Source organism: Arthrobacter sp. TB 23 (assembly GCF_000294595.1).
Taxonomy (GTDB): domain Bacteria; phylum Actinomycetota; class Actinomycetes; order Actinomycetales; family Micrococcaceae; genus Arthrobacter_D.
Genome location: NZ_ALPM01000006.1, coordinates 1 through 21,194, shown reverse-complemented (window position 1 = coordinate 21,194; position 21,194 = coordinate 1). Strand labels below are relative to the sequence as shown.

Annotated in this window: 21 protein-coding genes and 1 pseudogene; 6 read left to right on the top strand and 16 right to left on the bottom strand. The window is 65.5% G+C overall.

The window, feature by feature from the left end:
• Positions 1 to 11: 11 nt before the first annotated feature.
• On the top strand, positions 12 to 737 hold the full coding sequence (locus tag B384_RS0100670) for an IclR family transcriptional regulator (protein WP_019481219.1): 726 nt from the start codon (positions 12 to 14) through the stop codon (positions 735 to 737).
• Between the two features lie 127 nt (positions 738 to 864).
• Here B384_RS0100670 and B384_RS0100665 read toward each other — a convergent pair whose 3' ends face one another.
• The 4 genes from B384_RS0100665 to B384_RS17250 all read right to left on the bottom strand — a co-directional run bounded on the left by B384_RS0100665 (position 865) and on the right by B384_RS17250 (position 7,742).
• The gene (locus B384_RS0100665) at positions 865 to 2,139 is read right to left on the bottom strand and encodes an MFS transporter (protein WP_019481218.1); all 1,275 of its coding nucleotides are present in this window, start codon (positions 2,137 to 2,139) and stop codon (positions 865 to 867) included.
• A gap of 78 nt (positions 2,140 to 2,217) precedes the next feature.
• Positions 2,218 to 5,469, bottom strand: coding sequence for an AAA family ATPase (locus tag B384_RS17255; protein ID WP_019481217.1), 3,252 nt, complete (start codon positions 5,467 to 5,469; stop codon positions 2,218 to 2,220).
• Positions 5,466 to 6,632, bottom strand: a complete 1,167-nt coding sequence (locus B384_RS0100655; protein WP_019481216.1) for an exonuclease SbcCD subunit D — start codon at positions 6,630 to 6,632, stop codon at positions 5,466 to 5,468. Before B384_RS0100655 ends, B384_RS17255 begins: the two co-directional genes overlap by 4 nt.
• Positions 6,633 to 6,707: 75 nt before the next feature.
• A complete protein-coding gene (locus B384_RS17250; protein ID WP_019481215.1) occupies positions 6,708 to 7,742 on the bottom strand; it encodes an aquaporin in 1,035 nt (344 codons plus the stop codon).
• Positions 7,743 to 7,923: 181 nt separating this feature from the next.
• On the opposite strand from B384_RS17250, the gene B384_RS0100645 reads away from it, so the two are divergent.
• Complete coding sequence (locus B384_RS0100645; protein WP_019481214.1) at positions 7,924 to 8,976, top strand: ADP-ribosylglycohydrolase family protein; 1,053 nt, start codon at positions 7,924 to 7,926, stop codon at positions 8,974 to 8,976.
• Positions 8,977 to 9,040: 64 nt separating this feature from the next.
• A complete protein-coding gene (locus tag B384_RS0100640) occupies positions 9,041 to 9,961 on the top strand; it encodes an SDR family NAD(P)-dependent oxidoreductase (protein WP_026040860.1) in 921 nt (306 codons plus the stop codon).
• Positions 9,962 to 10,001: 40 nt separating this feature from the next.
• Here the strand turns inward: B384_RS0100640 and B384_RS0100635 are convergent, their stop codons facing one another.
• On the bottom strand, positions 10,002 to 11,000 hold the full coding sequence (locus tag B384_RS0100635; protein WP_019481212.1) for an exonuclease domain-containing protein: 999 nt from the start codon (positions 10,998 to 11,000) through the stop codon (positions 10,002 to 10,004).
• A 90-nt stretch (positions 11,001 to 11,090) separates the two neighbouring features.
• Between B384_RS0100635 and B384_RS0100630 the strand changes: the two genes are divergently transcribed.
• Entirely contained in the window at positions 11,091 to 11,687 is a 597-nt protein-coding gene (locus B384_RS0100630) for an HAD family hydrolase (protein ID WP_019481211.1), read from the top strand.
• Between the two features lies 1 nt (position 11,688).
• Here the strand turns inward: B384_RS0100630 and B384_RS0100625 are convergent, their stop codons facing one another.
• From B384_RS0100625 to clpS, 10 genes are all read right to left on the bottom strand, one after another.
• A complete protein-coding gene (locus B384_RS0100625; RefSeq protein ID WP_026040859.1) occupies positions 11,689 to 12,375 on the bottom strand; it encodes a hypothetical protein in 687 nt (228 codons plus the stop codon).
• Positions 12,372 to 13,292 carry an ABC transporter ATP-binding protein gene (locus tag B384_RS0100620; protein ID WP_019481209.1) on the bottom strand — a complete coding sequence of 307 codons (921 nt, stop codon included), beginning with the start codon at positions 13,290 to 13,292 and terminating at the stop codon, positions 12,372 to 12,374. The genes B384_RS0100625 and B384_RS0100620 overlap by 4 nt, the downstream gene beginning before the upstream one ends.
• The gene (locus B384_RS0100615) at positions 13,289 to 13,663 is read right to left on the bottom strand and encodes a GntR family transcriptional regulator (protein ID WP_019481208.1); all 375 of its coding nucleotides are present in this window, start codon (positions 13,661 to 13,663) and stop codon (positions 13,289 to 13,291) included. Before B384_RS0100615 ends, B384_RS0100620 begins: the two co-directional genes overlap by 4 nt.
• Positions 13,664 to 13,890: 227 nt before the next feature.
• Entirely contained in the window at positions 13,891 to 14,574 is a 684-nt protein-coding gene (locus B384_RS0100610; protein WP_019481207.1) for a DedA family protein, read from the bottom strand.
• 55 nt (positions 14,575 to 14,629) lie between these two features.
• Positions 14,630 to 15,280 carry an RdgB/HAM1 family non-canonical purine NTP pyrophosphatase gene (gene rdgB, locus B384_RS0100605; RefSeq protein WP_019481206.1) on the bottom strand — a complete coding sequence of 217 codons (651 nt, stop codon included), beginning with the start codon at positions 15,278 to 15,280 and terminating at the stop codon, positions 14,630 to 14,632.
• Positions 15,273 to 16,046 (bottom strand): ribonuclease PH, encoded by a 774-nt coding sequence (rph, locus tag B384_RS0100600; RefSeq protein ID WP_019481205.1) that lies wholly within the window; start codon positions 16,044 to 16,046, stop codon positions 15,273 to 15,275. Before rph ends, rdgB begins: the two co-directional genes overlap by 8 nt.
• Before the next feature lie 92 nt (positions 16,047 to 16,138).
• Positions 16,139 to 16,942, bottom strand: a complete 804-nt coding sequence (locus tag B384_RS0100595; RefSeq protein WP_019481204.1) for an MBL fold metallo-hydrolase — start codon at positions 16,940 to 16,942, stop codon at positions 16,139 to 16,141.
• Between the two features lie 2 nt (positions 16,943 to 16,944).
• Positions 16,945 to 17,874 carry a glutamate racemase gene (murI, locus tag B384_RS0100590; protein WP_019481203.1) on the bottom strand — a complete coding sequence of 310 codons (930 nt, stop codon included), beginning with the start codon at positions 17,872 to 17,874 and terminating at the stop codon, positions 16,945 to 16,947.
• Between the two features lie 97 nt (positions 17,875 to 17,971).
• The gene (locus B384_RS0100585) at positions 17,972 to 18,532 is read right to left on the bottom strand and encodes a DUF2017 domain-containing protein (RefSeq protein WP_019481202.1); all 561 of its coding nucleotides are present in this window, start codon (positions 18,530 to 18,532) and stop codon (positions 17,972 to 17,974) included.
• A 37-nt stretch (positions 18,533 to 18,569) separates the two neighbouring features.
• Complete coding sequence (gene clpS / locus B384_RS20885; RefSeq protein WP_019481201.1) at positions 18,570 to 18,878, bottom strand: ATP-dependent Clp protease adapter ClpS; 309 nt, start codon at positions 18,876 to 18,878, stop codon at positions 18,570 to 18,572.
• Between the two features lie 69 nt (positions 18,879 to 18,947).
• Here clpS and B384_RS0100575 point away from each other — a divergent pair, with 69 nt between their 5' ends.
• Together B384_RS0100575 and B384_RS0100570 are read left to right on the top strand one after the other, a co-directional pair.
• Positions 18,948 to 20,297, top strand: coding sequence for a nicotinate phosphoribosyltransferase (locus tag B384_RS0100575; protein WP_019481200.1), 1,350 nt, complete (start codon positions 18,948 to 18,950; stop codon positions 20,295 to 20,297).
• Positions 20,294 to 20,917 (top strand): isochorismatase family protein, encoded by a 624-nt coding sequence (locus tag B384_RS0100570; RefSeq protein WP_019481199.1) that lies wholly within the window; start codon positions 20,294 to 20,296, stop codon positions 20,915 to 20,917. Before B384_RS0100575 ends, B384_RS0100570 begins: the two co-directional genes overlap by 4 nt.
• 61 nt (positions 20,918 to 20,978) lie before the next feature.
• Here B384_RS0100570 and B384_RS17245 read toward each other — a convergent pair.
• A pseudogene (locus B384_RS17245) lies at positions 20,979 to 21,194 on the bottom strand (ATP-dependent helicase); the annotation flags it as partial.

Below are 21,194 nucleotides of genomic sequence, written 5' to 3'. Positions count from 1 at the left end.
GAGAGGACGCCATGGACAGTGTGCAGACCAGCGCTACGGTGGCACCGTCGTCACATTCCCAGACCCTCTCTCGGGGCATCCGTGCCCTGGAAATCCTGGCCGAAGCGCGCACCCCCCTGTCCATCGCCGAGCTGTCCACGCAGCTTGGGGTGCACCGCTCCATCGCCTACCGCATCCTGCGGACCCTTGAAGACCACTCGCTGGTGGTGAGGGATGCTGCGGGTCGGGTGCAGGCGGGCCCCGGCCTCGCCGCGCTGGCCCGCGGCGTCGCGGGCGATCTGCAGTCGGCGGCGCTCCCCGAACTGACCCATTTGGCCAATAGCCTGGGCATGACCGCCTTCGTTGCCGTCCTGAACCAACATGACTGCGTCACGCTGGTCACGGTAGAGCCCCGGCACACCGGTGCCACCGTTGCCCAGCGCCCTGGCACCCGCCACTCGGTGAGCGCCGGAGCGCCGGGAATTGCCATCCAATCGGCAATGACTGAACAGGACTGGGCTCGTTTTGCCCCTGGCCAGCAGTACCGGGAAGCCGCGCGCACCGCGCAGCGCACCGGCTACGCGGTGAGCCACGATGAGGTGATTGAGGGCGTCTCCTCGGTAGCCGTACCGGTCCGCATCCCCGGTCAACTACCGGCAGCCGTAGCGCTGGTCTACATCCGCAGCCAGCACACTCCGGCGGAGCTTGGTGCTCAACTCGCGGACTGCGCGCGGACCATCGAACAACAGTTGCGCTGAGGCCGCCCCCACCCGGATCGAGTCAGCAGAAATAACAGGTTCGGGGCCGGAAACCCGTCATATCTGTTGACTCGATGGGGAGGTGCGGGGTGCTGGGTGCGGGTATTGGGGTATGGGGTGCAGCGGGCTAGTCGGATTGATGCTGCCGGGGCACCGTCAATGAAACGACTCCCAGCACCAGCAGCGCACCAGCCGCAGCTACCGGAACCACGAAGGCAGAACTGAAGCCGTTCGCTTCCGCCAGGGTCCCGGCCACTGCGGCCCCGATCGCCGTCCCAGCGACAATTCCGCTGGCCAGCAGGGTCATGACCGTTCCCATCAGTTCCTTCGGGGCCACCAGGGAGCCGATACTGAAAATCGTGACCATCGTGGGTCCCACCGGGATACCCAGGACGAACAGCACCAGCAGCATCAGCGGGACCTCCTGCGGGATGAAGAGGAACAGGCTGAGCAGGCTCATCCCGCCAGCGGAGATGATCCAGCGAAACGACGCCGAGAATCTGGCTGACCAGTACGCCACCGACAGCGCCGCCGCCGCTGAGCTCAGACCCATCACGGCGTACAGCAGACCCGCCGACGTCGCAGCCCCGAACTCGCCGGCGAACGCGATCAGGGCCGTCTGCGTTGAGCCGAAGAAGGTACCCATTGCAACCATGCCAAGCACCGGGAGCGGAACCAGCAACCAGAACCGTCGGCTGCCGGGCTCCCTCCGGCGGGTGCTGGGCTCCCCCTCCCGGGCAGGGTGAGGACGCCGGCTTAGCGGCACCACGGCCTGGACCGTGGGGTGAATTGCGAACGCGCTCACCATGACGATGGTCAGCACGGCGGCGAGGGCCAGCGGCAGCCAGGGGGCAATCACACTCGCCAACAGGCCCACAAGTGCTGGCCCCAGGACGAAGGTCAGTTCATCCGCGGTGCTCTCGTAGGACAGCGCCGTGTCCAGATCACCCTGTTGGGTTCCGCGGGTCAGGGCGATCCACCGCACCCGGGCCAGTGGCCCGATCTGCGGGCAGGTCAATCCCATGCCGAAGGCTGCCCCGAGAATGAGTGCGGTGGAGGCCGCCGAAAAGTTAGGCACTGAGTAACTGGCTGTGACCACCAGGGCAATCGCCATAGTGTTCAGGACCGCCGAGACGAGCAGCACTGGCCGTTGCCCGGTGCGGTCGGCAAGGTACCCGAGAATAGGGGCTCCCAGCGCCGAACCGACGCCGACCGCTCCGGCGGCAAACCCTCCGGTTGCTACCGACCCGCTGGCCGCCGTAACCAGGGTCAGGGCCCCGACAGTCAACATGGCCAGGGGCAGCCGGGCGAAGAAGCCGATGGTGAGGAAAGAAGATCCGGCGAGGGCCGGGAGCCGGCCATAGCGTCCCAGCCGGCTAGCGGATACTGCGGGTAGTGTCATGGTGAGGGTCTTTCCGGATACAGCTGATTGCGCATCGTCCCCCCTCCCGATGCGCCCAACCCGGTGACAACCCTCAATTTACACCGTCTGCAGCCCATCCGTCTGATGCGGACCGGTGGGCTGATCGTCGATGGGCAGTTGGTCGATGGGCAGTTGGTCGACCGGTAACTGGTCGACAATCCGCAGGGTGGATCCGTTTCGTCCCTTGATCACCTGAAGCTGGGCGGTGATGCGCTGCTTGAGTTCGGCGACGTGGCTGACCAGCCCCACCATGCGGCCGCCGTCCCGAAGCCCTTCCAGAGCGTCCATGACCTGTTCCAGGGATTGGTCATCGAGACTACCGAAGCCCTCATCAACGAACAGTGTCTCGATCTCGATTCCCCCTGACTCGGCCTGAACGACGTCGGCCAGGCCGAGGGCGAGCGCCAGGGCCGCCATGAAGGATTCGCCGCCTGAGAGGGTTGCCGTGTCCCTCGTATTTCCGGTCCAGCCGTCGATGACGTTGAGTCCCAGGCCCGACTTCTTGTTGCCCGATAGCGCATCACTGTGCACGAGAGCATAGCGCCCATCAGACATGGCCAGCAGCCGTTCAGTCGCTGCATCCGCTACCTGCTCCAGGCGTGCAGCCAGCACGTAGGTGCCAAGACTCATCTTGTACGAGTTGTCTCCGCCTCCGGCCGCGGTGTCGGCCAACGATTTCACGAGTTCATACTCGGTCCGCAGCGGCAGCACCAGCTTCTCCTGGCGGCCCATTTCGGCTGCATAGCGTTCAAGCTGTGCGGCCGACTCCTCGATCATCCGACGTTTGACCTCACTTTTCGCGGCGCGTGCAGCCGATTCACTCTCCGCCGCTGCCGCTGCTTCAAGCACTTCGCGGGTCACTGCCGGCAGACCGGCTGCCTCGTCCTGAAGTGCCCCGGCAATCTCCGGCAGGCCCTGGTCAGCTTCCAGCCGGTGCGTGGTGCGCTGATAGCCGCTGAGGAACTGCTCGGCGCGCTGCAGCTCAGCCGACGGCAGCAGGGCCGCGCGCACCTCATCCGGGTCGTCGAATGACGAGTTCGACAGTCCCTCGGCCAGCGAGCCAAACGCCTGATCGTGGCCGTCGCGGGCACGGATCAGGCCCTGCAGGGCGTCCCGACAGGTGGTAATAGCTTCGTGTCCCGCCGACAGCTGAGTAATCCGTTCGGCCAGGGTGTCATACCCATCGCGGAGCGTGACCAGCCGCCCCGTCACTTCCCCTCGCTGTTCCTCCAGCCCGGCAATCAGTGACCGCAGTTCAGCAAGGGAAGTTGTCAACCCGTTGTAGGTGGCAGTGAGGCTTTCTTCGCGTTTGGTCAACTCGACCAGCCGGGCCGTGACGCGCTCCAATGCCTGTCGTGCTGCGACGGCTTCCGCCAGCAGGCCAGTGTCCCGCGTGAGGTCCTCCTGCACGTCGGCAGCATCCCTGCCACCACCCTGCGCCTCCAACCTGGCGGCCTCCAGGACTGCCTCGTCCCGCACTCGTCGGATCCGGTCCAGCTCCTGCTCGGCGGCGTCCTGCTTCCGGTGTGCAGCCTCTTCCTGGTCGTGGGTGACCAGGGTGTCCAGATCGGCCGAGGCCGGCCGGGGATGGGACCGGCTGCCGCAGACCGGGCAGTCACTATCGTCGGTGAGTCGGTCAGCCAACTCGGCTGCAGCCTGTTCCAGGCGTTGCCGGAGGGTATCCAGCCAGTGACCCTTGAGCTCAAGGAAGCGCCGTTCGGCTGCCGTGTACTTCTCCTCCTCGCCCAGGACCCTGTCCCGCGCGGTCCCGAGGGCCGCGATCGTGGTCAGGAGCCGCTTGCCCTCTGCCACCCGCTCCCCCAGCGTCGATTCCTGGTTGACCTGACGCTCAAGCTCGCTACGCTCCGCACGGGCATCGGCGGCCTCGGCACGGACCTCCTCCTGGGCACCCGAGCAGTCCGCAAGGGCTGCCTCAATCCGTTCCTGCTCGGCCGCCGCCTTGGCGAGCCTGTGCTCCAGCGACTGCAGACGCTGTTCCTCCGGCAGTGCCGAGCGCAGCACCCCGAGGTCTGAGGTGGCACTGGTGCAGGCAGCATCGAGCACGCCGATCGTCTCGTCAAGGCTGGACCCCGCGCCGTCGACGCCGGCAGGGCTCACATCGACGCCGTCAGGGCTCACGTCGACGCCGTCGGCGGCGGTGATGACGGAAATGACGTCGTCTGGATTGAGGCCGGGCACCAGGGATCCGGCCACCTCGGATTCGGCGATCCGGAGCGTTGCGACCTTCGCCCCGGCGGTGGCGTGGCTGAGCGTCCGCTCTGCCTGATCCAATGAGCGGAGGCCACCCTCAAGGATGCGGGCCTTCCGATCCCGTTCCACTGCAGCCTGAAACGCTTCCGCATCCTCACGCTGGGCCAGATGCGCGGCCTCGTCAGCCCTGAACTTCGCCAGTGCACCCTGGCGCGCGTGGAGGGCCGACGTCTCCTGGTGTGCCTGTCGGAATGCAGCAAGCTCCTGCGAATCCTTGGTCGAAGTCTGGGTTGCACCTTCCAGCGCACCGGCGAGACGCACCTGCAAGCCGCTGATGGTTTCCGGTCCGGCTTCCTGGGTTTCCGGAGCCGCGTCGGACCCAGGGGCGGAATCGGGGGCGGGGTCCGCCTCTCCCCCTATGAGGGCATGGCGCTCCACCTCATCCAGGGCCCGACGGAAGATGTGGGTCAACCCGGCTTCGGCGTCGGCGACCCGGCCGCCGAGCGCCCTGGCTCGTTCAGCGAGGACTTGCTCCACCTGTTCGAAACGGTCGGTGGAGAAGAGCCGCTGCAGCAGTTCCCGGCGGGATTTCGCATCGGAGCGAAGGAAAGCGGCGAACTCGCCCTGTGGCAGCATCACCACCCGGGTGAACTGCTCACGATTCATGCCGAGAAGGGTCTGGATCTCGTCGCCGGCTTCATCGTTTCGGGCGGATTTCTGGACCCATTCGCCGTCGACCTGCTCCCTCAGCAGGGTGCGGGCCGGCTCGGAGGTGGTCCCCTTGCCCCGCTTGGCCGGGCGATTCCATTGCGGATTGCGGATCACTTCCAACCGGCGACCGCCCACGCTGAACTCGCAGGTCACCTCGGGGGCCAGCGACTCGGGTGCGTGGTCGCTGCGGAGCCGCTTTGCACCCTGCCGGGCGCCGGGCACCGATCCATAGAGCGCGTAGCAAATCGCGTCGAGTACGCTCGATTTTCCGGCGCCCGTGGGGCCGTTCAGGAGGAACAGACCGTGGGCACCCAACCTGTCGAAGTCGACCTGCTGGCGTTCAGCGAAGGGGCCGAACGCCTGAAGTTCCAGGCGGTGGATCCTCATCGTTCGACCTGTGCCGAACGGACTGTCTCAAGGGCGGAGGTGATGACAGCGCGTTCGCCATCGTTCGCTGGACGGGACCGGACGTGGTCAAAGAAGCCACAGCACACCTCCACATCATCAGTGGCCGTGGCGATGCGCTGGCTGTAGGTCTGCGCTGCGCGTTGCCGGTCACCGGCCGGTTCGAAGTTCAATACCAGGGTGGTGGGGAAGCGGCTCCGCAGGCGCTCCATAGCCTGGGCGGGCCGGTCAGCGTCGGTGAGGGTGATGTGGCAATAGGCGTTCTCGGCCCAGTCATGGCGCGGGTCCGCCAGCAGGTCCTCAAGTTCCCCAGTCAGGACCGCCAGCTCGCGGTACCCTGGCCAGTTAATTGCACTGACCTCACCCAGCCCGTCGGCGCTGATGTCCACCAGCCAGGCGCCCTTGGCCTGGTTGGCTTCCGAGAACGAATAGGGCAGGGGCGAACCGGAGTACCGCACATTGGGTGCCAATTGCTGCTGGCCATGAAGGTGCCCCAGGGCCGTGTAGTCGAAGGATTCAAAGAGATCGAGGGGCACGGCACCAACCCCACCCACGCTGAGATCGCGTTCGCTGGCCGAGGTGATACCGCCGCTGGCGAAGGTGTGCGCCATGACCAGGGACCGGACGGTCCCGGCCGCCCGGCGATGCGCCAGGTTCGAATGGACCCGGTCCAGGGCTGCCCTGGTCACGCTGGTGTGTGTCGGGGCCTCGGCTCCGAGCCCACCTGCGACCAGCCGCGGCTCGAGGTAGGGCAGGCCATAGACGGCCAGCTCGGCGCCGTCGTCGTCAAGGGGGAAAAGGACCGGCCGCGCAATGTCCTCAAGCCGGGTGCGTAAGTGCACTCCGCCGCGTTCCAGAATGCGACCGCCGAATCCCAGTCTGGTGGCGGAGTCGTGGTTTCCACTGGAAACCACCACCTGCGCTCCCGCCCCGGTGAGACGATCCAGCGCGTCGTCGAAGAGGCCGACGACGTCGACGCCGGGCAGTGCACGGTCGTAGACGTCGCCGGCGATCAGCACCACATCGACTTCATGCTCGCGGACAGATTTCTCGAGGTGGTCGATGAAAATCCGTTGCGCCTGAAGGGTACCCACACCGTGGAACGACCGTCCCAGGTGCCAATCGGATGTGTGCAGTAGCCTCATGATTCCAAGCTACCGGCCCCCACTGACATTCCTGCGGAGGGTTCCCGGCGGTGCGGACTTTGGCCCGGTTTTAGCCTACTTTTCGTCGCGGCGATCGTCGGATCCGTCGAAGAACCTCCGTGCCTCGTCGGTCCCGGCGGGACGGTCAACCTGACCATCCTCGGCCGTGTCACCGGTGCGTGCATGGCCGGCCGGGTAGCGGTCAGCCGACGTCACCCCGGTGGTCTGCGATGGGGCGTTGACCCCGGTGACTGCCGGGGCTGCGTCGTCGTCGGCAGGTGCGGCGACGGATCCGTCGGCCGCCCCAGCCACCCCGGCTTCACTCTTGCGTCCACCAAACAGCTCGGTGCTGCGGTAGATCAGTCCAACGATCGCTGCGCCGAGCACCGGTGCTACCCAGAACAGCCACAGCTGCTCGATGGCCCAGCCTTCGGAGAAGATGGCGGCGGCGGTTGACCGGGCTGGGTTCAACGACCCGTTGGTGATGGGGAGCAGGAAGGTCAGCAGCGCGGCGTAGACCAGCCCGATGGCGAAGGGCCCACCGGCGTTGCGCAGCGCACCAGTGGCGGTGCGGGAGGTAGCCCCCAGCACGACGGCGACAAAGATCGCGGTGCCGACAACCTCGGCGAGGAGAGCGCTGCTCAGGGCGAACTGGGTGGGCGAATTGTCTGCGTAACCGTTGGCCGAGACGGCGAACAGGGCCTGGACGCTACCGGCAAACTGCTGGTTGGCGCTCAGGAGCAACCAGATAAACACTGCTGCGACAACCCCGCCGACCACCTGCGCCACAATGTAGGGCAGTACCGAGGCCCACGAGGTTTTACCTGCGATTGCCGAGCCGAGCGTGACCGCCGGGTTGAAGTGACCCCCCGACACATAGCCGAACGCGACCATCGCTCCGATCAGCGCCAGACCGAAGGCGAGAGTCGGCTGAACACCCGTCTGGGTGTTCAGGATGGTGACGCCCAGTCCCGCGAGGACCAGCAGGAACGAGCCTGCTGCTTCGGCGAGGGACCGGGCCACCAGTGGAAAGTCTTTGATCCCGGCAGCGCGCCCGGAGTGTTCCGGGTCCGCGTGCAGATCGTGGCTGGGCAGAGATGTCTGCGTCATGGTGAACGTATTCCTTCAAGCTGAATGGGAGAGTCGAGATGGGGGTCGACTCTATTGTCGGGACCGTACGATCCGGTCAGGCAAACCCGTCCAGCGTTCCACTTGTTGCTGGATGCCCGCTGTGAGCGGGCGACGCCGGTGGACGGGGCAGTAGCACCATACCCGACACTAGACTGTTGAGGTGCCTGTTGCCCCGACTTATTCCGACCGTGTTCATGGCTGCCTGCTGGGCGGTGCCCTCGGCGATGCCCTCGGCTATGCCGTCGAAGAACTCGACCTGCAATCCATCCGGACAGCCTACGGTCCACACGGTGTGACCTCCCCCGACGCTTTGCCGGACACGTTCCGGTTTTCCGACGATACCCAGCTCACGTTGTATACGGTCGACGGACTCGTTGATGCCATCCAATGGGCCAATGATGGAGTGGCGGCTGATGAGACCGCCTGCCTGTGGCTGGCCTACCTGCGGTGGCTGGCGACGCAGGGCGAGACGCCGTCGTCGTCGGCGCCTGCTCCCCCGCCCCGCTGGATCGATGCCCAGGAAGTCCTTCAGCACCGCCGCCGGCCCGGCGCGGCGTGCCTCAGCGCACTCCGCAGCGGAGAGATGGGCACCCAGGCGCGGCCACTGAATCTTGACGCCAAAGGCTCCGGCACGGTGATGCGTTCCGCCCCGTTTGGGCTGGTGCCCCATATTCCTGTCGAGGTTGCCGATCGGCTGGCGATGAACGCCGCCGCACTGACCCACGGCCACCCCACGGCCCAGCACGGCGCTGCCGTGGTCGCGGTCCTGATCCACTCAATCGCCCGTGATGGCAAGCCTCTCGCTGAGGCGGTGGCTGCCGCCGTCTCCCGGGCAGCCGCTTCGGCGGTACCCGAGCTGGTCCGCCTCCTTGAGACCGCTGTCGAACTGGCCGACGACGGCGGTGTCTCGCCTGAGCTGATGACGGCAGCCCTCGGCGGTGGGTGGACAGCTGACGAAGCCCTGGCGATTGCCGTGTATGCGGTGCTGGCAACCGAGACGACCGCGGGAGTAGAGGACCACTTCCGCGCTGCGTTATGCCTCGCTGTCAATCACGACGGTGACAGCGACACGACGGGGTCGATCGCCGGCAACATTCTCGGCGCGCTCTACGGGGTGCAGGGGCTGCCCGCCGCGTGGGTGTCCTTGCTGGAGGGTGCCGAAACCGTCAGCGCGATGGCTCAGCTGTTGGTGGAAACCACCTCGACCGGCTGAGCCTTTCCCTGGGGCGGTTCTGGTCGATTCTTGGGCTGGCCCCTGCTGTGCCTAGTCTTGGCTCATGGATAACTGGAGTCCCGCTCACCTGTCGGATCTGAGCGGCCGCACCGTGGTGGTCACCGGAGGGAACGCCGGGCTCGGCTACTTTGCCTGCGAGCAGCTGGCGGCGGCCGGGGCGACCGTGGTGATGGCGTCGCGCAATGAGCAGAAGGTCACGGCGGCCATTGCAGCGATCCGGCGCAGGGTTCCCGACGCAGACGTCCACTACCAGGAGCTCGATCTGGCCCGGCTCGACTCGGTACGGCAGGCCGTGGAAGTGCTCTCCTCACGGGGTCCCCTCGATGCGCTCCTGGCGAACGCCGGAGTTGTGGGCGCGGCCGGACGCCAGCACACGGCGGATGGTTTTGAGCTGCAGTTCGGCACCAACCACCTGGGGCATTTTGCCCTCACGGCGGGTCTGCTGCCTGCCCTCACCGCTGCGCGCGGCCGGGTGGTTCATCTGGGCAGCATCAGCCACCGCTGGGTCCGGCTGAACACTGCCGACCTGATGCCAGCGAAGTACAACAATCCGCGCTCCTACGCGACGTCGAAGCTGGCTGTCATGACCTTCGGTTTCGAACTCGCTGCCCGGCTTCACCTGCTGGGGAGCCCGGTACAGAGCATCGTGGCCCATCCGGGTCTGGCCCTGGACATGCTCACCCCGCACCGACCCGGAATCGGTTTGAACGACACCCCACCCGCTGCACAGCGCCGCGTGCTGGCACCCGTCTCGCACGGCAAGGACACCGGGGCGTGGCCCCTGGTTCGGGCGGTGGGTGATCCGGGCGTCGACAACGGCTCCTACTGCGGGCCGAGCGGCTGGTTCCAGTTACGGGGTCACCCGACGTCGGTGCCGGCGCATCCGCACGCCCGCGAGCGCAACACCGCTTCCCGGCTGATCGACGCGTCGGAGGAGCTCACCGGGGTCCAGCTGGCCCTGTAGAGCGGCTGGAACCGTAAGCAGGTCAGGGACCGTAGACCGGTCAGGGACTGTCGACGGGCCAGCGGCCCTCAGTCATCTGCAGGAACTCGGCTTCCGAGAGGACCTCGATCCGCTGGCCTCGCTCGTGGAGGTCGAGAACACGCCGGGCTTTGCCGGTGACGCGTCCATTGCGCAGATCCGAGGCCTCAAATCCGTCGCCCACCACCAATACTGTGGTGCGTTGGGTGACCGTGCTCGCTGGTTGGGCGCCGAGCCGCGCGGCCCGTTCCTTGGCCTGCGGACGGGGCATGCCGAGCGTGCCGGTGAACACCACCGTCTGGCCGTACAGCGGGTTTGCCGGATCGGCTGCGCCATTCGCGGGCGGGTTCAAGCCCTCCTCGGGCCACCCGGAGGGGCCGGTCCGGGTAGCAACCGGGCCACGGGCCAGGGCACCGCGCGTCGCCTTCGAGACAGGGTTGATTCCCGGTACGTAGGCATCCTGGATCGAGAGTGGGAGCCGCTGCAGCGCGGCTAGTTCTGCCAGCGAGTCCGCACCGTTCATCCTGGCGATGTCGATCATGATGCCGGCACACGCCCTGGCATCCTCAACTGCATCATGGTGGTTGACCAGCGGGACTCCGGCCGCCTCGGCGACGAAGGGCAGCGAGTACGAGGGCAGCGAATAACTGCGCCGGGAGAGCACCACGGTGCAGGTGTAGTTGTAGGCCGGGCCCGCGATGTTGGAAACTTCCTGTCCCGACCTGATGACGCCCAGATCGAAGGCCGCGTTATGTGCCACCAGGACGTCGTCGCCAATAAAAGCACCGATCTCCGGGAATAGGTCCCCAAACCGTGGCTGGGTCGCCACCATCTCCGGGGAAATGCCGTGGATCCGTACGTTGCGCCAGTCGAAATGGTCGTGCCCCGCGGGAGGGCGCATCAGCCAGTGGGCCTCGTCCACGATCCTGCCGTCCCGCACCTTGGCCAAGCCAACCGCGCAGGGCGAGCCACGGAACCCGTTTGCTGTCTCAAAATCGATTGCTGTGAACTCAATTCCCACCGGGTCAACGCTACGGGTTGAACCGACGGATTTTACCTAACGTTCACCCGCGCGCCGGGAGATACCTGCCACAGTCCCCTACCCTGAGGTATGGGAAAGACACAGTGGTACCTGTTCGATTACGGCATGGTGATCTCCAATGCGCCCACACCCGAGGACTGGCTGAACCTCGAGGATGCTGCTGGCGTCCAGCTGATGGACCCCGGCTCGCCCTACTGGCAGCACCGGTTAGACTTCGATGCTGGCCGCAAGACCAGCGTCGAATACTGGTCGCTGGTCACCGGACGCGACGTCACTGAGAGCCGGACGGACCTGCTCGACACGCTGGATGCCAACCAGTGGTCCCACTTCAACCTGGAAACCCTCGATGTCCTCGAGGAACTCAGCAGCCAGGGTGCCCGGCTGGCGCTGCTCTCGAATATGCCTGCCCCGATGGTGGCCAGGTTTGAGCAGGCGTCCTGGACCGGGTACTTCACGAAGATGTACTTCAGTTCGGTGCTCCAGCTGGTGAAGCCGCAGCGGGAAATTTTCGAACACGTGCTGCGGGACCTTGGCGCCGAACCACATGAGGTCACCTTCGTTGATGATGCCCAGGTCAATGTCGCTGCCGCGCAGGAGCTGGGCATCGACGCTATGCTCCACCAGCCAGGCATCGACCTGCAACGTGAGCTGTTCGCCCCACGCTGAGCTAGGGCACGGCCCGTCGCAGGGTGAGGTAGGACCCGCCCGCCAGCGCCAGGCCGACGACGGCGAGCCAGCCTGCGACGCTCAGCTGGGTCTGGCTGCTGAGGAACTGGCCCACCTGGCCCCAGAGTTCCTGGCGGGTGAGGTAGAAGACGAGGCCGACCAGCACGACTGCAGTCCCGATCCCGGTGATCAGGAGTCCCGTGGTCTGCCACCGTTTGTAGATGGTCGCGGCCCAGAAGCCAACCAGGAACAGCACCATCATCGCCGTGAAGTAGAAGACCATCATCGGCAGGCCGGATCCTTCGGCAATCCAGTCAATCGCGAAGAATCTGCCGTTGAGTCCCCACCCGTCAGTTGCTATCTCGATCAGGCCGAGCACGTAATAGAGTGCCGTTGTCACTGCCGCAATGATCGAGAACAAGCCGAGGGTCCCGAGGAAGAAGGACTTGCGACTGATGCTCAGTCCCTGCGAAAAGGGGAAGGTCAGGGTGAGCGACTGGATTCCCAGCGCCAGGAAGTACCACATGATGGCCTGGGAACCGCCCGAATATTTTGCTCCCTCATAGGGAATGAAGGACCAGATGACCCAGCTCAACCCGAAGGACGCCACGAGGATTACGGCCGGAATGCCGATAAAGGTCCATCTGTTGCTGAGCTGCATGCGCATGACATTGACTACACGACTCATTGTGATACCTCCAGCGAGTGGTTGTGCACGGCGTCCAGATCGCCGCTGGTCGCTGCCAAGGTTCGACGGATCACCAGCTGCTGCAGTGAGACCGGAGCGAGCTCCAGGCCCAGCTCTGCGGCCTCGCGTTTCTCCGTCGGCGTGAGCACGCCGACGGCAGTCACCGAGGCCAGTGAGGCGAAGTTGTCGGTGTGAAGAATTTCCCGGCCGGCAAGGAAAGCCTTCACCACGGTTGCGGATCCGACCACCGTGAACGCCGAACCCCTGATGCTCTCGGCGTCGTCGTTCATGATGATGCGGCCTTTGTCGATCACAATCACGTGTTCCAGGAGATTCGCCACCTCATCGATCAGGTGGGAGGAGAGCACTACGGTCCGCGGGTGTAACGCGTAGTCCTCGACGAGCCGGTCGTAGAACAGCTGCCTCGCCACGGCGTCCAGACCAAGGTAGGGCTCATCGAAGAACGTCAGTTCGGCGCGGGATGCCAGACCGATGATGACGCCGACGGCCGAGAGTTGCCCGCGGGAGAGCTTCTTGATCGATCGCTTGAGGGGCAACTGGAAATCCTCGACCAATCGGTTGGCAAGTGCCTGGTCCCAGTTGGTGAAAAACAACGCCGCCGACCGGAAGGCATGCTTGGGCGTGAACGCATCTGGATACTTTTGCGATTCACGGATGAAGCAGATGCGGCTCAGCACCCGTTCATTCTCGTAGGGACTCTCACCGAAGACGGCGACTGTCCCGGAGGTCTGGAAACCCTGCGCGGTGAGGATGGACATCAGGGTGGTTTTGCCTGCCCCGTTACGTCCGAGGAGGCCGTAAATTTTCCCGGGCTGCAGCGACAGGCTCACCCCGTCGAGCGCCGTGGAGTTGCGGTAGGTCTTGATCAGATCATGTGTTTCGATAACGCTGCTCATGGTGTTCCCCCCGAAACTGATTCGCTGGAGCGGACCATTTCCGCCAGTTCGGAGGGGCTGATTCCCAGCTTCCGAGCCTCTACCGCCAGCGGGCGGACGTATTGGTCAAAGAATTGGTCCCGCCGGCGCTGCAGGAGCGCGGCGCGGGCACCGGTGGCAACAAACATTCCTATTCCCCGTTGCTTGTAGAGAATGCCCTCGTCCACGAGTCGGTTGACGCCCTTGGCGGCGGTCGCCGGGTTGATGCGATGGAAAGCGGCAAACTCGTTCGTTGATGGGACCTGCGCCTCTTCGGCCAGGGTTCCCTCGACAATCTCGTTTTCGATCTCTTCGGCTATCTGAAGGAAGATGGGCCTACTGTCATCGATCATCTGGCCCCCCGGTGACCAGTCAGCTGGTCAATTGGTTAGTTACTGATGTAACTAACCATACAACCGGGGGCGGGCGATGCCAAGGCTTTTTGGGACGGCTGTGGTGGGCACGACGCCGTCGGGAACTCCTGCGCAGTTGGCGGGTGAAGCACGCCTCGAACCCGCCACTGCCGCTCGGGCGATTGGGGACACTCGCCACAGCTGCACCATCGGCAGGAGGCCGTGTGTCAGGCCGGGTCCCGCTCAGCCCGATTGCGGCGAATCTTCAGGATCCGGCTGACCACAAAGTAGCCAAGGAATACGACGACGGCGGCGATCACGATTTTCTGGAACACGTCCGCATAGGCTTCGACAACGTGCCAGTTTTCCCCGAGGTAGAAACCGGCCAGCACGAAGATGCAGTTCCAGATGAGGCTTCCTGCGGTGGTGAGGGCAATGAATATCCAGATCGACATCCGCTCGATGCCCGCCGGGATGGAGACCAGACTGCGAAACAGCGGAATCATCCGGCCGAAGAACACTGCCTTGTAGCCGTGGCGGTCGAACCAGGCCTCTACGCGGTCCACATCCTCCAGATCGACCAGTGGGACCCGGGACACGATGGCTCGCATCCGGTCGCGTCCCAGCCAGGCGCCCAGCAGGTACAGGATCAGCGCACCGACCAGTGAGCCTGCGGTGGTCCAGAAGATGGCTTCGAACAGGGTGAAGCTACCCCGGCTTGCCGTGAAGCCCGCCAGCGGCAGGATGACTTCGCTGGGCAGTGGTGGAAAGAGGTTTTCCAGTGCGATCGCCAGACCGGCGCCGGGCGCGCCGATGGTTTCCATCATGGAAACGGCCCAATCGGAAATGCTGTCCAGCGCCGACCCGCCGCCGGTCGGGGTGGTCGGTGCTGTTTGCGAGGAAATAGTCATATCCTGACCAATTTTGCCCTACGAGCCTGGGCTTTGCTGGGAGCGGAGGCGGGATTCAGCGCAACGCTTCGATCAGGTGGGGCAGCAAAGCCTTGAAGGCTCTCGCGCGGTGGCTGATCGAATTCTTCTCCTCCGACGACAGCTCGGCACAACTCTCCTCACGGCCTGCCGGCTGCAGAATGGGGTCGTACCCAAATCCACCGGCTCCCCGGGGCTCGTTGAGGAGGGATCCCCTGAGCTCGCCCAGAGCCACCTGGGCGGTCCCATCCGGGAGGGCTACCGTGGCGGCGCAGACGAATGATGCGCCGCGCTGTGCCCCCGGTATGTCGGCGAGCTGGGCCAGGAGGAGCTGCAGGTTGGCCTCATCATCACCGTGGCGTCCTGCCCACCGTGCCGAAAAGATCCCCGGCGCACCGCCGAGCACGTCGACGGCGAGACCCGAGTCGTCGGCAACTGCCACCAGCCCGGTTGCCGCCGCCACCGCCCGCGCCTTGAGGAGGGAATTGGCTTCGAAGGTGGTGCCGCTTTCGACGACGTCGGGCGCGCCGGCTGTCGCAGCGTCAATAACCTGCGTATCAACGTCAAGACCAGGAACCTGGCCCCGCAGCAGTTCACGCAGTTCCCGGAGCTTGCCCGCGTTACGGGTGGCGAGCACCAGCCTGGGTGCTGCCACAGCCGGTCGACCGTTCCCGGTGTTCTCAGACACCGGCACCCTCACCAAGGATGTCGAGCTGGATCTGGGTCAGCTGGGAAGTGCCGAGCAGGGCCAGGTCAAGGAGTGCGTCGAGCTCGTCACGATCAAACGGTGCACCCTCGGCGGTGCCCTGGACCTCCACGAACTTGCCGCTGCCAGTGACCACCACGTTCATGTCCGTTTCCGCGCGGACGTCCTCGACGTAGGGCAGGTCAAGCATGGGCACGCCGTCGATGATTCCGACGCTGACCGCGGCGACCGTGTCGATGAGGGGCTGCGCCGACGCGGCGATGAGCTTGTTTTCCTTGGCGTAGCGGATTGCTTCGGCCAACGCCACGTAGGCGCCCGTGATCGCTGCAGTGCGGGTGCCGCCGTCGGCCTGGAGTACGTCACAGTCCAGCACAATGGTGGTCTCCCCCAGCGCCTTCGTGTCAATGATGGAGCGCAAAGACCGCCCGATCAGACGGGAAATCTCGTGGGTGCGGCCCCCAATTTTGCCCTTGACCGATTCGCGGTCCGATCGGGTATTGGTGGCGCGGGGAAGCATGGCGTACTCAGCCGTGACCCAGCCCTTGCCCTCGCCCTTGAGCCAGCGGGGTACGCCCTGGGTCAGTGATGCGGTGCAGAGGACACGGGTGTTGCCGAACTCGATGAGTGCCGACCCTTCGGCCTGGTTGGACCAGCCGCGGGTGATGCTGATGGGTCGGAGCTGGTCCGGGGTGCGGCCGTCCGCCCGGAGGATGGCAGCGATGGGCGAGGAAGTGTCTGCTGGAGTCATGGGCTTAAGTCTACGGGCCGGCGGAAAAGTGGCCGAGCCGCAAGTGCGCTGTTGGGCAACCACTCGTGTGCGGGGGCGGTACTTTTTTGGCGTCAGATCTCGTAGGAAACGCCAGCAACCACGACGGCGAGATCCCCACGGTAGCTGGTCCTGGCCTCCTCGATGGTCCTGTTGGCGTCATTCCACACCGGGATGTGGGTGAGCAGCAACCGGTCCGACGACGCCGCTGCCGCCACCTGCCCGGCCCGCCGGCCGGTAAGGTGGACGCCCTCAATCGCGTCGTCGCGGCCCTCGTGGAACGCCGCCTCGCACAGGAAAACATTGGACCCGGCGGCGGCCTCGATCAGGCCGTCGCAGGCATCCGTATCGCCGGAGTAGGTCAACACCCGGGGCGGGTCGCCGGGATTGTCGCCCGCGACCTCGACGCGCAGGGCATACGCCTCCTCGACCGGGTGCAGCACCGGGTACGGCGTGACGGTGAAGGGCCCCAGGGTGACGGCGGCGCGGGATTTCCAGATCTGGAAGTCGAAGTCCTCATGCATGCCGGGGTCGAGGTCCAGCCCGTAGGCGGTCGCCATCCGGTCGGCGGTACCCGCGGGGCCCCACACCGGGATCCGCGGCCGGTGCCAGCCGTTGGGATCCCAGTGCACCGCAACGTGCAGACCGCAGAGATCCATGCAGTGGTCGGGGTGCAGATGGCTGAGGAACACTGCATCAATATCGCGCAGGTCCATGTAACGCTGCAGCGCGCCCAGGGCGCCGTTGCCGAGATCGAGGAGGATCCGCCAGGTCCGGGTGCTGTCGCCGTCGGGCACCGTCGCGGTCACCAGGTAGCACGACGCCGGCGATTGGGGGCCAGGAAACGACCCGCTACAGCCCACGATGGTCAGCTTCATGGCTAGGAGTTCCCCCTCGCATCGGCGCGCGCAGTGGCGATCATTTCCGGGGTGATCCTGGCCATACTTCCGGTGGGATACTGGGCGGCCACATGGTCGACGTGTTCTACGCTGAGGACCTCGGGTCCCAGGAACCGGCGGGCCAGCTCACCGAACCGCTGGGCGTCGCCGGTGGCGACGAAGTGGTGCCTGGGCTGAGCCTCCCCCACCCGCTCCAGGTCGTGGGAGATCAGCGCACGATAGACATCCTTCGCGGTTTCCTCGGCGCTTGAGACGAGTGTGACCGCATCCCCCATCACATAGGAGATCGCCCCGGTCAGCAGGGGGTAATGGGTGCACCCCAACACCAGCGTGTCCACTCCCGCCTCCTTCAGCGGCTGCAGGTACCGCTGGGCGGTCGAGAGGAGTTCAGGACCCGAGGTGATCCCAGCTTCGACAAATTCGACGAACTCGGGACAGGCGGCTGAGGTGATGGACAGGTGCGGAGCGGCGGCGAAGGTGTCCTCGTAGGCGCGGGAGCCCACCGTGGCTGAGGTGCCGATCACCCCGATCCTCCCGCTCCGGGTTGCAGCGACGGCCCGCCGGACCGCTGGCTGGATCACCTCGATCACCGGGATGCCGTAGCGGGCGGTGTAGCGTTCGCGGGCGTCACGGAGCACGGCCGCTGACGCGGAGTTGCAGGCAATAACCAGGAGTTTGACGCCTGAATCCACCAGCTCATCCATTACGCCCAGCGCGTGGGCGCGAACCTTGGCAATGGGCAACGGGCCGTAGGGGCCGTGAGCGGTGTCGCCGACGTAGAGAATCGACTCGCGCGGGAGCTGGTCAATCACGGCGCGCGCAACTGTCAGCCCACCGACGCCCGAATCGAAAATGCCGATCGGGGCCTCGGTTCGCTTCACTGCTGAAAAATCGCCCGGGACGGAGGTCATAACCTACCGACCATAAGACCTGTCACCGGGATTAGACGAACCCGACGCCAGTGGAATTAGTCACAGCCTTCGACCACAGCGGCGCAGCAGGCCTCGTTCACTTGTCTTTCAGCCCAAACAGGGCCTGGACCAGTGACTCCTGAAGCCAGCTCGCAAAGTTGTACACCAGCGCCAGGTAGGTCTCGACGTCGTCGGCGTCGGCGACGTCGTCAATGTTGTGAAGGCGGGCCGCGTCCTCGTCGGTTTCGATCTTCAGCCGGTCCGCGAGGACCAGCCGGACGTCGTTGAGCGCCCGGGCCATCAGCCGGGCCTGCTCGGCGGTGAGGGTCAGCGGGCTGGACTCCAGCAGCAGGGCACTGCCGCGCAGGGTGCCGATCTTGTCCTCGCGGAGGGACCGTTCGGTCAGCCGGCGGAATTCCAGCGCCTCGCCGTCGTCGTTCCGGACCGCATCCGGCAGCAACCTTCTCACGGCGCTGTCTGAGGGGGTGACCGCGGTGCTATCCACGCCGACCATGGCGGCGAGCGGATCGGCATTGGCTGGCTCGGCGGGCTCCAGCAGTTCGATGATGTCCTCGAACAGCTTGCGCAGCAGCTGCCGCTCCCCCGGATCCAGGGTGCCGATGATCCCACGACGGGTTGCCTTGAATGCCTTGGCCAAGAATTCTCCTTAACGCACAGTTACTGGGTAGCTCGCCTCAGGGGGCGTCGGACTTCTGGAACGTCGCCCAGAGTCCGTAGGAATGCATGGCCAGCGTGTCCCGCTCGGCCTCTTCCCGGCTGCCACCGGCGACCACCGACTTACCCGCCTCGTGGACTTCCATCATGAGCTTGTTCGCCTTGGCTTCGCTGTACCCGAAATAGGTCTGGAACACGTAGCTGACATAACTCATGAGATTGACCGGATCATTCCAGACGATCACTACCCACGGGATATCACTAGCGGTCAGCTGGTCGGTGTCCGTTTCCTCGAGCCGTTCGGTGTCCGGAGCGGTGCCAACAGTCATAGCACCATTGTAGAACGCAGGTCGGGTGACAGGATTCCGGTTGTGTCGGCGCCCAAACGGGTTAGAGTCGTGACTGTGAGCCCCACCAACTCCGCCCCGGTCGTCAGCACCCGGGCCAGCACCGCCCTGTATACGGACCACTACGAGCTGACCATGCTTCAGGCCGCCCTGCATTCCGGGGCTGCGCACCGGAAATCGGTTTTCGAAGCTTTCGCACGGCGCCTCCCGGAGGGCCGACGCTATGGGGTGGTGGCCGGAACGGGACGCCTGCTGGAGAGCCTCGAAAACTTTCGCTTCGGCACTGAACAGCTGGACCACCTGTCAGCGGCCGGAGTGGTGGACACCCTCACTCTTGACTGGCTGGCCGACTTCCGCTTCGGCGGGAACGTCTGGGGTTATGCCGAGGGCGAGGCGTACTTCCCGCACTCCCCCATCCTGATCGTTGAGGGAACCTTCGCCGAGGCCTGCATCCTGGAAACCCTGGTGCTCTCCATCCTCAACCACGACTGCGCGATTGCCTCGGCCGCGTCACGGATGACCGGGGCGGCCGGCAGCCGTCCCTGCATCGAGATGGGGTCGCGCCGCACCCAGGAGGAGGCTGCGGTGGCCGCTGCGCGGGCCGCCATCATTGGGGGTTTCGCCAGCACCTCCAACCTCGAGGCCGGTCGGAGGTACGGCGTGAAGACCGTCGGCACCGCAGCCCACTCCTTCACCCTGCTGCACGACACGGAGCGGGATGCCTTCGCCGCCCAGGTCGCCACGCTGGGCGCCGGAACATCGCTGCTGGTGGACACGTACGACGTCGAACGCGGCGTCCGGACCGCCGTCGAGGTGGCTGGACCGGAGCTGGGTGCGGTGCGGCTGGATTCGGGCGACCTCGTGGCCCAGGCCCGCTGGGTCCGTCAGCTGCTCGATGACCTGGGCAACCACAACACCCGGATTGTGGTCACCTCGGATCTCGACGAGTTTGCGATTGGCTCCCTCGCCTCCGCTCCCGTGGATTCCTACGGCGTCGGCACCTCACTGGTCACCGGTTCGGGCGCCCCGACCGCGGGCCTGGTCTACAAACTGGTGAGCCGGACCGATGACGACGGCGAATTCGTTTCAGTAGCGAAGTCAGCACTGAACAAGGCCTCGCGCGGCGGGCGCAAATACGCACTCCGCCGCCTCAACGACGCGGGCATCGCCACAACCGAGGTGGTGGGAATTGGCCGCTCGCCTCACGACGACGGAAACGACCGGCCGCTGCTGCAGCAATTTGTCAGCGACGGCGACATCCTGCCCGGCTGGACCGGGGCCGATGCGGTGCGCCGCGCCGTCGAACACCACCGGTCGTCCATGACCGAACTGCCGGGCTCGGTCATGCGACTGCAGCGCGGAGAACCCGCCATCCCCACCGAATACGAGGAGGAACCATGACCCGCGCCCTGATCATTGTCGACGTCCAGAACGATTTCTGTGAAGGTGGGTCGCTAGCCGTCGACGGCGGCGCCGACCTCGCCTCCCTGCTCAGCGACTTCATCGACGAGCAGGGCGGGGAGTTCGATCACATTGTCGCCACCCAGGACTGGCACATCGACCCTGGAGCCCACTTTTCACAGACCCCTGACTTCCTCCACTCCTGGCCGGTCCACTGCGTCGCCGACAGCAAGGGATCACGGTTCCACCCGGACCTGGATACCGAGAATGTCGAAGCAGTCTTCCGGAAAGGCCAGTTCGAGGCGGCGTACTCGGGCTTTGAAGGCGTCCTCGCCCCCGAAGACGAGGTTCCCACCGGCGAGCAGAAGCTCGGCGCCCTGGCTGAGGGGTCGACAGAAGACCCGGTGACACTCGATGACTGGCTCCGTGAGCGGGAGGTCGATGAGGTGGCAGTGGTTGGCCTCGCCACCGACTTCTGCGTCAAGGCAACCGCCCTGGACGCTGTAGCGGCCGGCTACACCACCTCGGTCCTGGTCCGCTACACCCGCGGGGTCCACCCCGACGGCGTCGAGACCACCCTCGAGGAACTCGAAGAAGCCGGCGTCGAACTGGTCGAGTAGGACCTGGCCTTCGCTGCCGCGCGCCCAGGTCCCTCACCCTTCGCGGTAGTGCACCGGGCGGCTATTTCCGGCCGATGAACCAGTCCTGCAACTTCTTCAGCCGCCGCTGGAGCTGATCCTCGTTGGCCTGTGCCACGGCCGGACCGCCGCAGGCCTTCCTCAGCTCGGTGTGCACCACACCGTGGGGCATGCCGGAGCGTGCCGACCAGGCTGATACGTTCTTGGCGAGCTCACCCCGTAGTTCTGTGAGTAGCCGGTGGTCAACGACCAGCGGCTC

What these genes read in the sequence shown, in the direction of transcription:
- B384_RS0100670 (WP_019481219.1), top strand. Translation starts at nt 12, where the DNA reads ATGGACAGTGTGCAGACCAGCGCTACGGTGGCACCGTCGTCACATTCC.
- B384_RS0100665 (WP_019481218.1), bottom strand. Translation starts at nt 2,139, where the DNA reads ATGACACTACCCGCAGTATCCGCTAGCCGGCTGGGACGCTATGGCCGG.
- B384_RS17255 (WP_019481217.1), bottom strand. Translation starts at nt 5,469, where the DNA reads ATGAGGATCCACCGCCTGGAACTTCAGGCGTTCGGCCCCTTCGCTGAA.
- B384_RS0100655 (WP_019481216.1), bottom strand. Translation starts at nt 6,632, where the DNA reads ATGAGGCTACTGCACACATCCGATTGGCACCTGGGACGGTCGTTCCAC.
- B384_RS17250 (WP_019481215.1), bottom strand. Translation starts at nt 7,742, where the DNA reads ATGACGCAGACATCTCTGCCCAGCCACGATCTGCACGCGGACCCGGAA.
- B384_RS0100640 (WP_026040860.1), top strand. Translation starts at nt 9,041, where the DNA reads ATGGATAACTGGAGTCCCGCTCACCTGTCGGATCTGAGCGGCCGCACC.
- B384_RS0100630 (WP_019481211.1), top strand. Translation starts at nt 11,091, where the DNA reads ATGGGAAAGACACAGTGGTACCTGTTCGATTACGGCATGGTGATCTCC.
- B384_RS0100625 (WP_026040859.1), bottom strand. Translation starts at nt 12,375, where the DNA reads ATGAGTCGTGTAGTCAATGTCATGCGCATGCAGCTCAGCAACAGATGG.
- B384_RS0100620 (WP_019481209.1), bottom strand. Translation starts at nt 13,292, where the DNA reads ATGAGCAGCGTTATCGAAACACATGATCTGATCAAGACCTACCGCAAC.
- B384_RS0100615 (WP_019481208.1), bottom strand. Translation starts at nt 13,663, where the DNA reads ATGATCGATGACAGTAGGCCCATCTTCCTTCAGATAGCCGAAGAGATC.
- B384_RS0100610 (WP_019481207.1), bottom strand. Translation starts at nt 14,574, where the DNA reads ATGACTATTTCCTCGCAAACAGCACCGACCACCCCGACCGGCGGCGGG.
- rph (WP_019481205.1), bottom strand. Translation starts at nt 16,046, where the DNA reads ATGACTCCAGCAGACACTTCCTCGCCCATCGCTGCCATCCTCCGGGCG.
- B384_RS0100595 (WP_019481204.1), bottom strand. Translation starts at nt 16,942, where the DNA reads ATGAAGCTGACCATCGTGGGCTGTAGCGGGTCGTTTCCTGGCCCCCAA.
- murI (WP_019481203.1), bottom strand. Translation starts at nt 17,874, where the DNA reads ATGACCTCCGTCCCGGGCGATTTTTCAGCAGTGAAGCGAACCGAGGCC.
- clpS (WP_019481201.1), bottom strand. Translation starts at nt 18,878, where the DNA reads ATGACTGTTGGCACCGCTCCGGACACCGAACGGCTCGAGGAAACGGAC.
- B384_RS0100570 (WP_019481199.1), top strand. Translation starts at nt 20,294, where the DNA reads ATGACCCGCGCCCTGATCATTGTCGACGTCCAGAACGATTTCTGTGAA.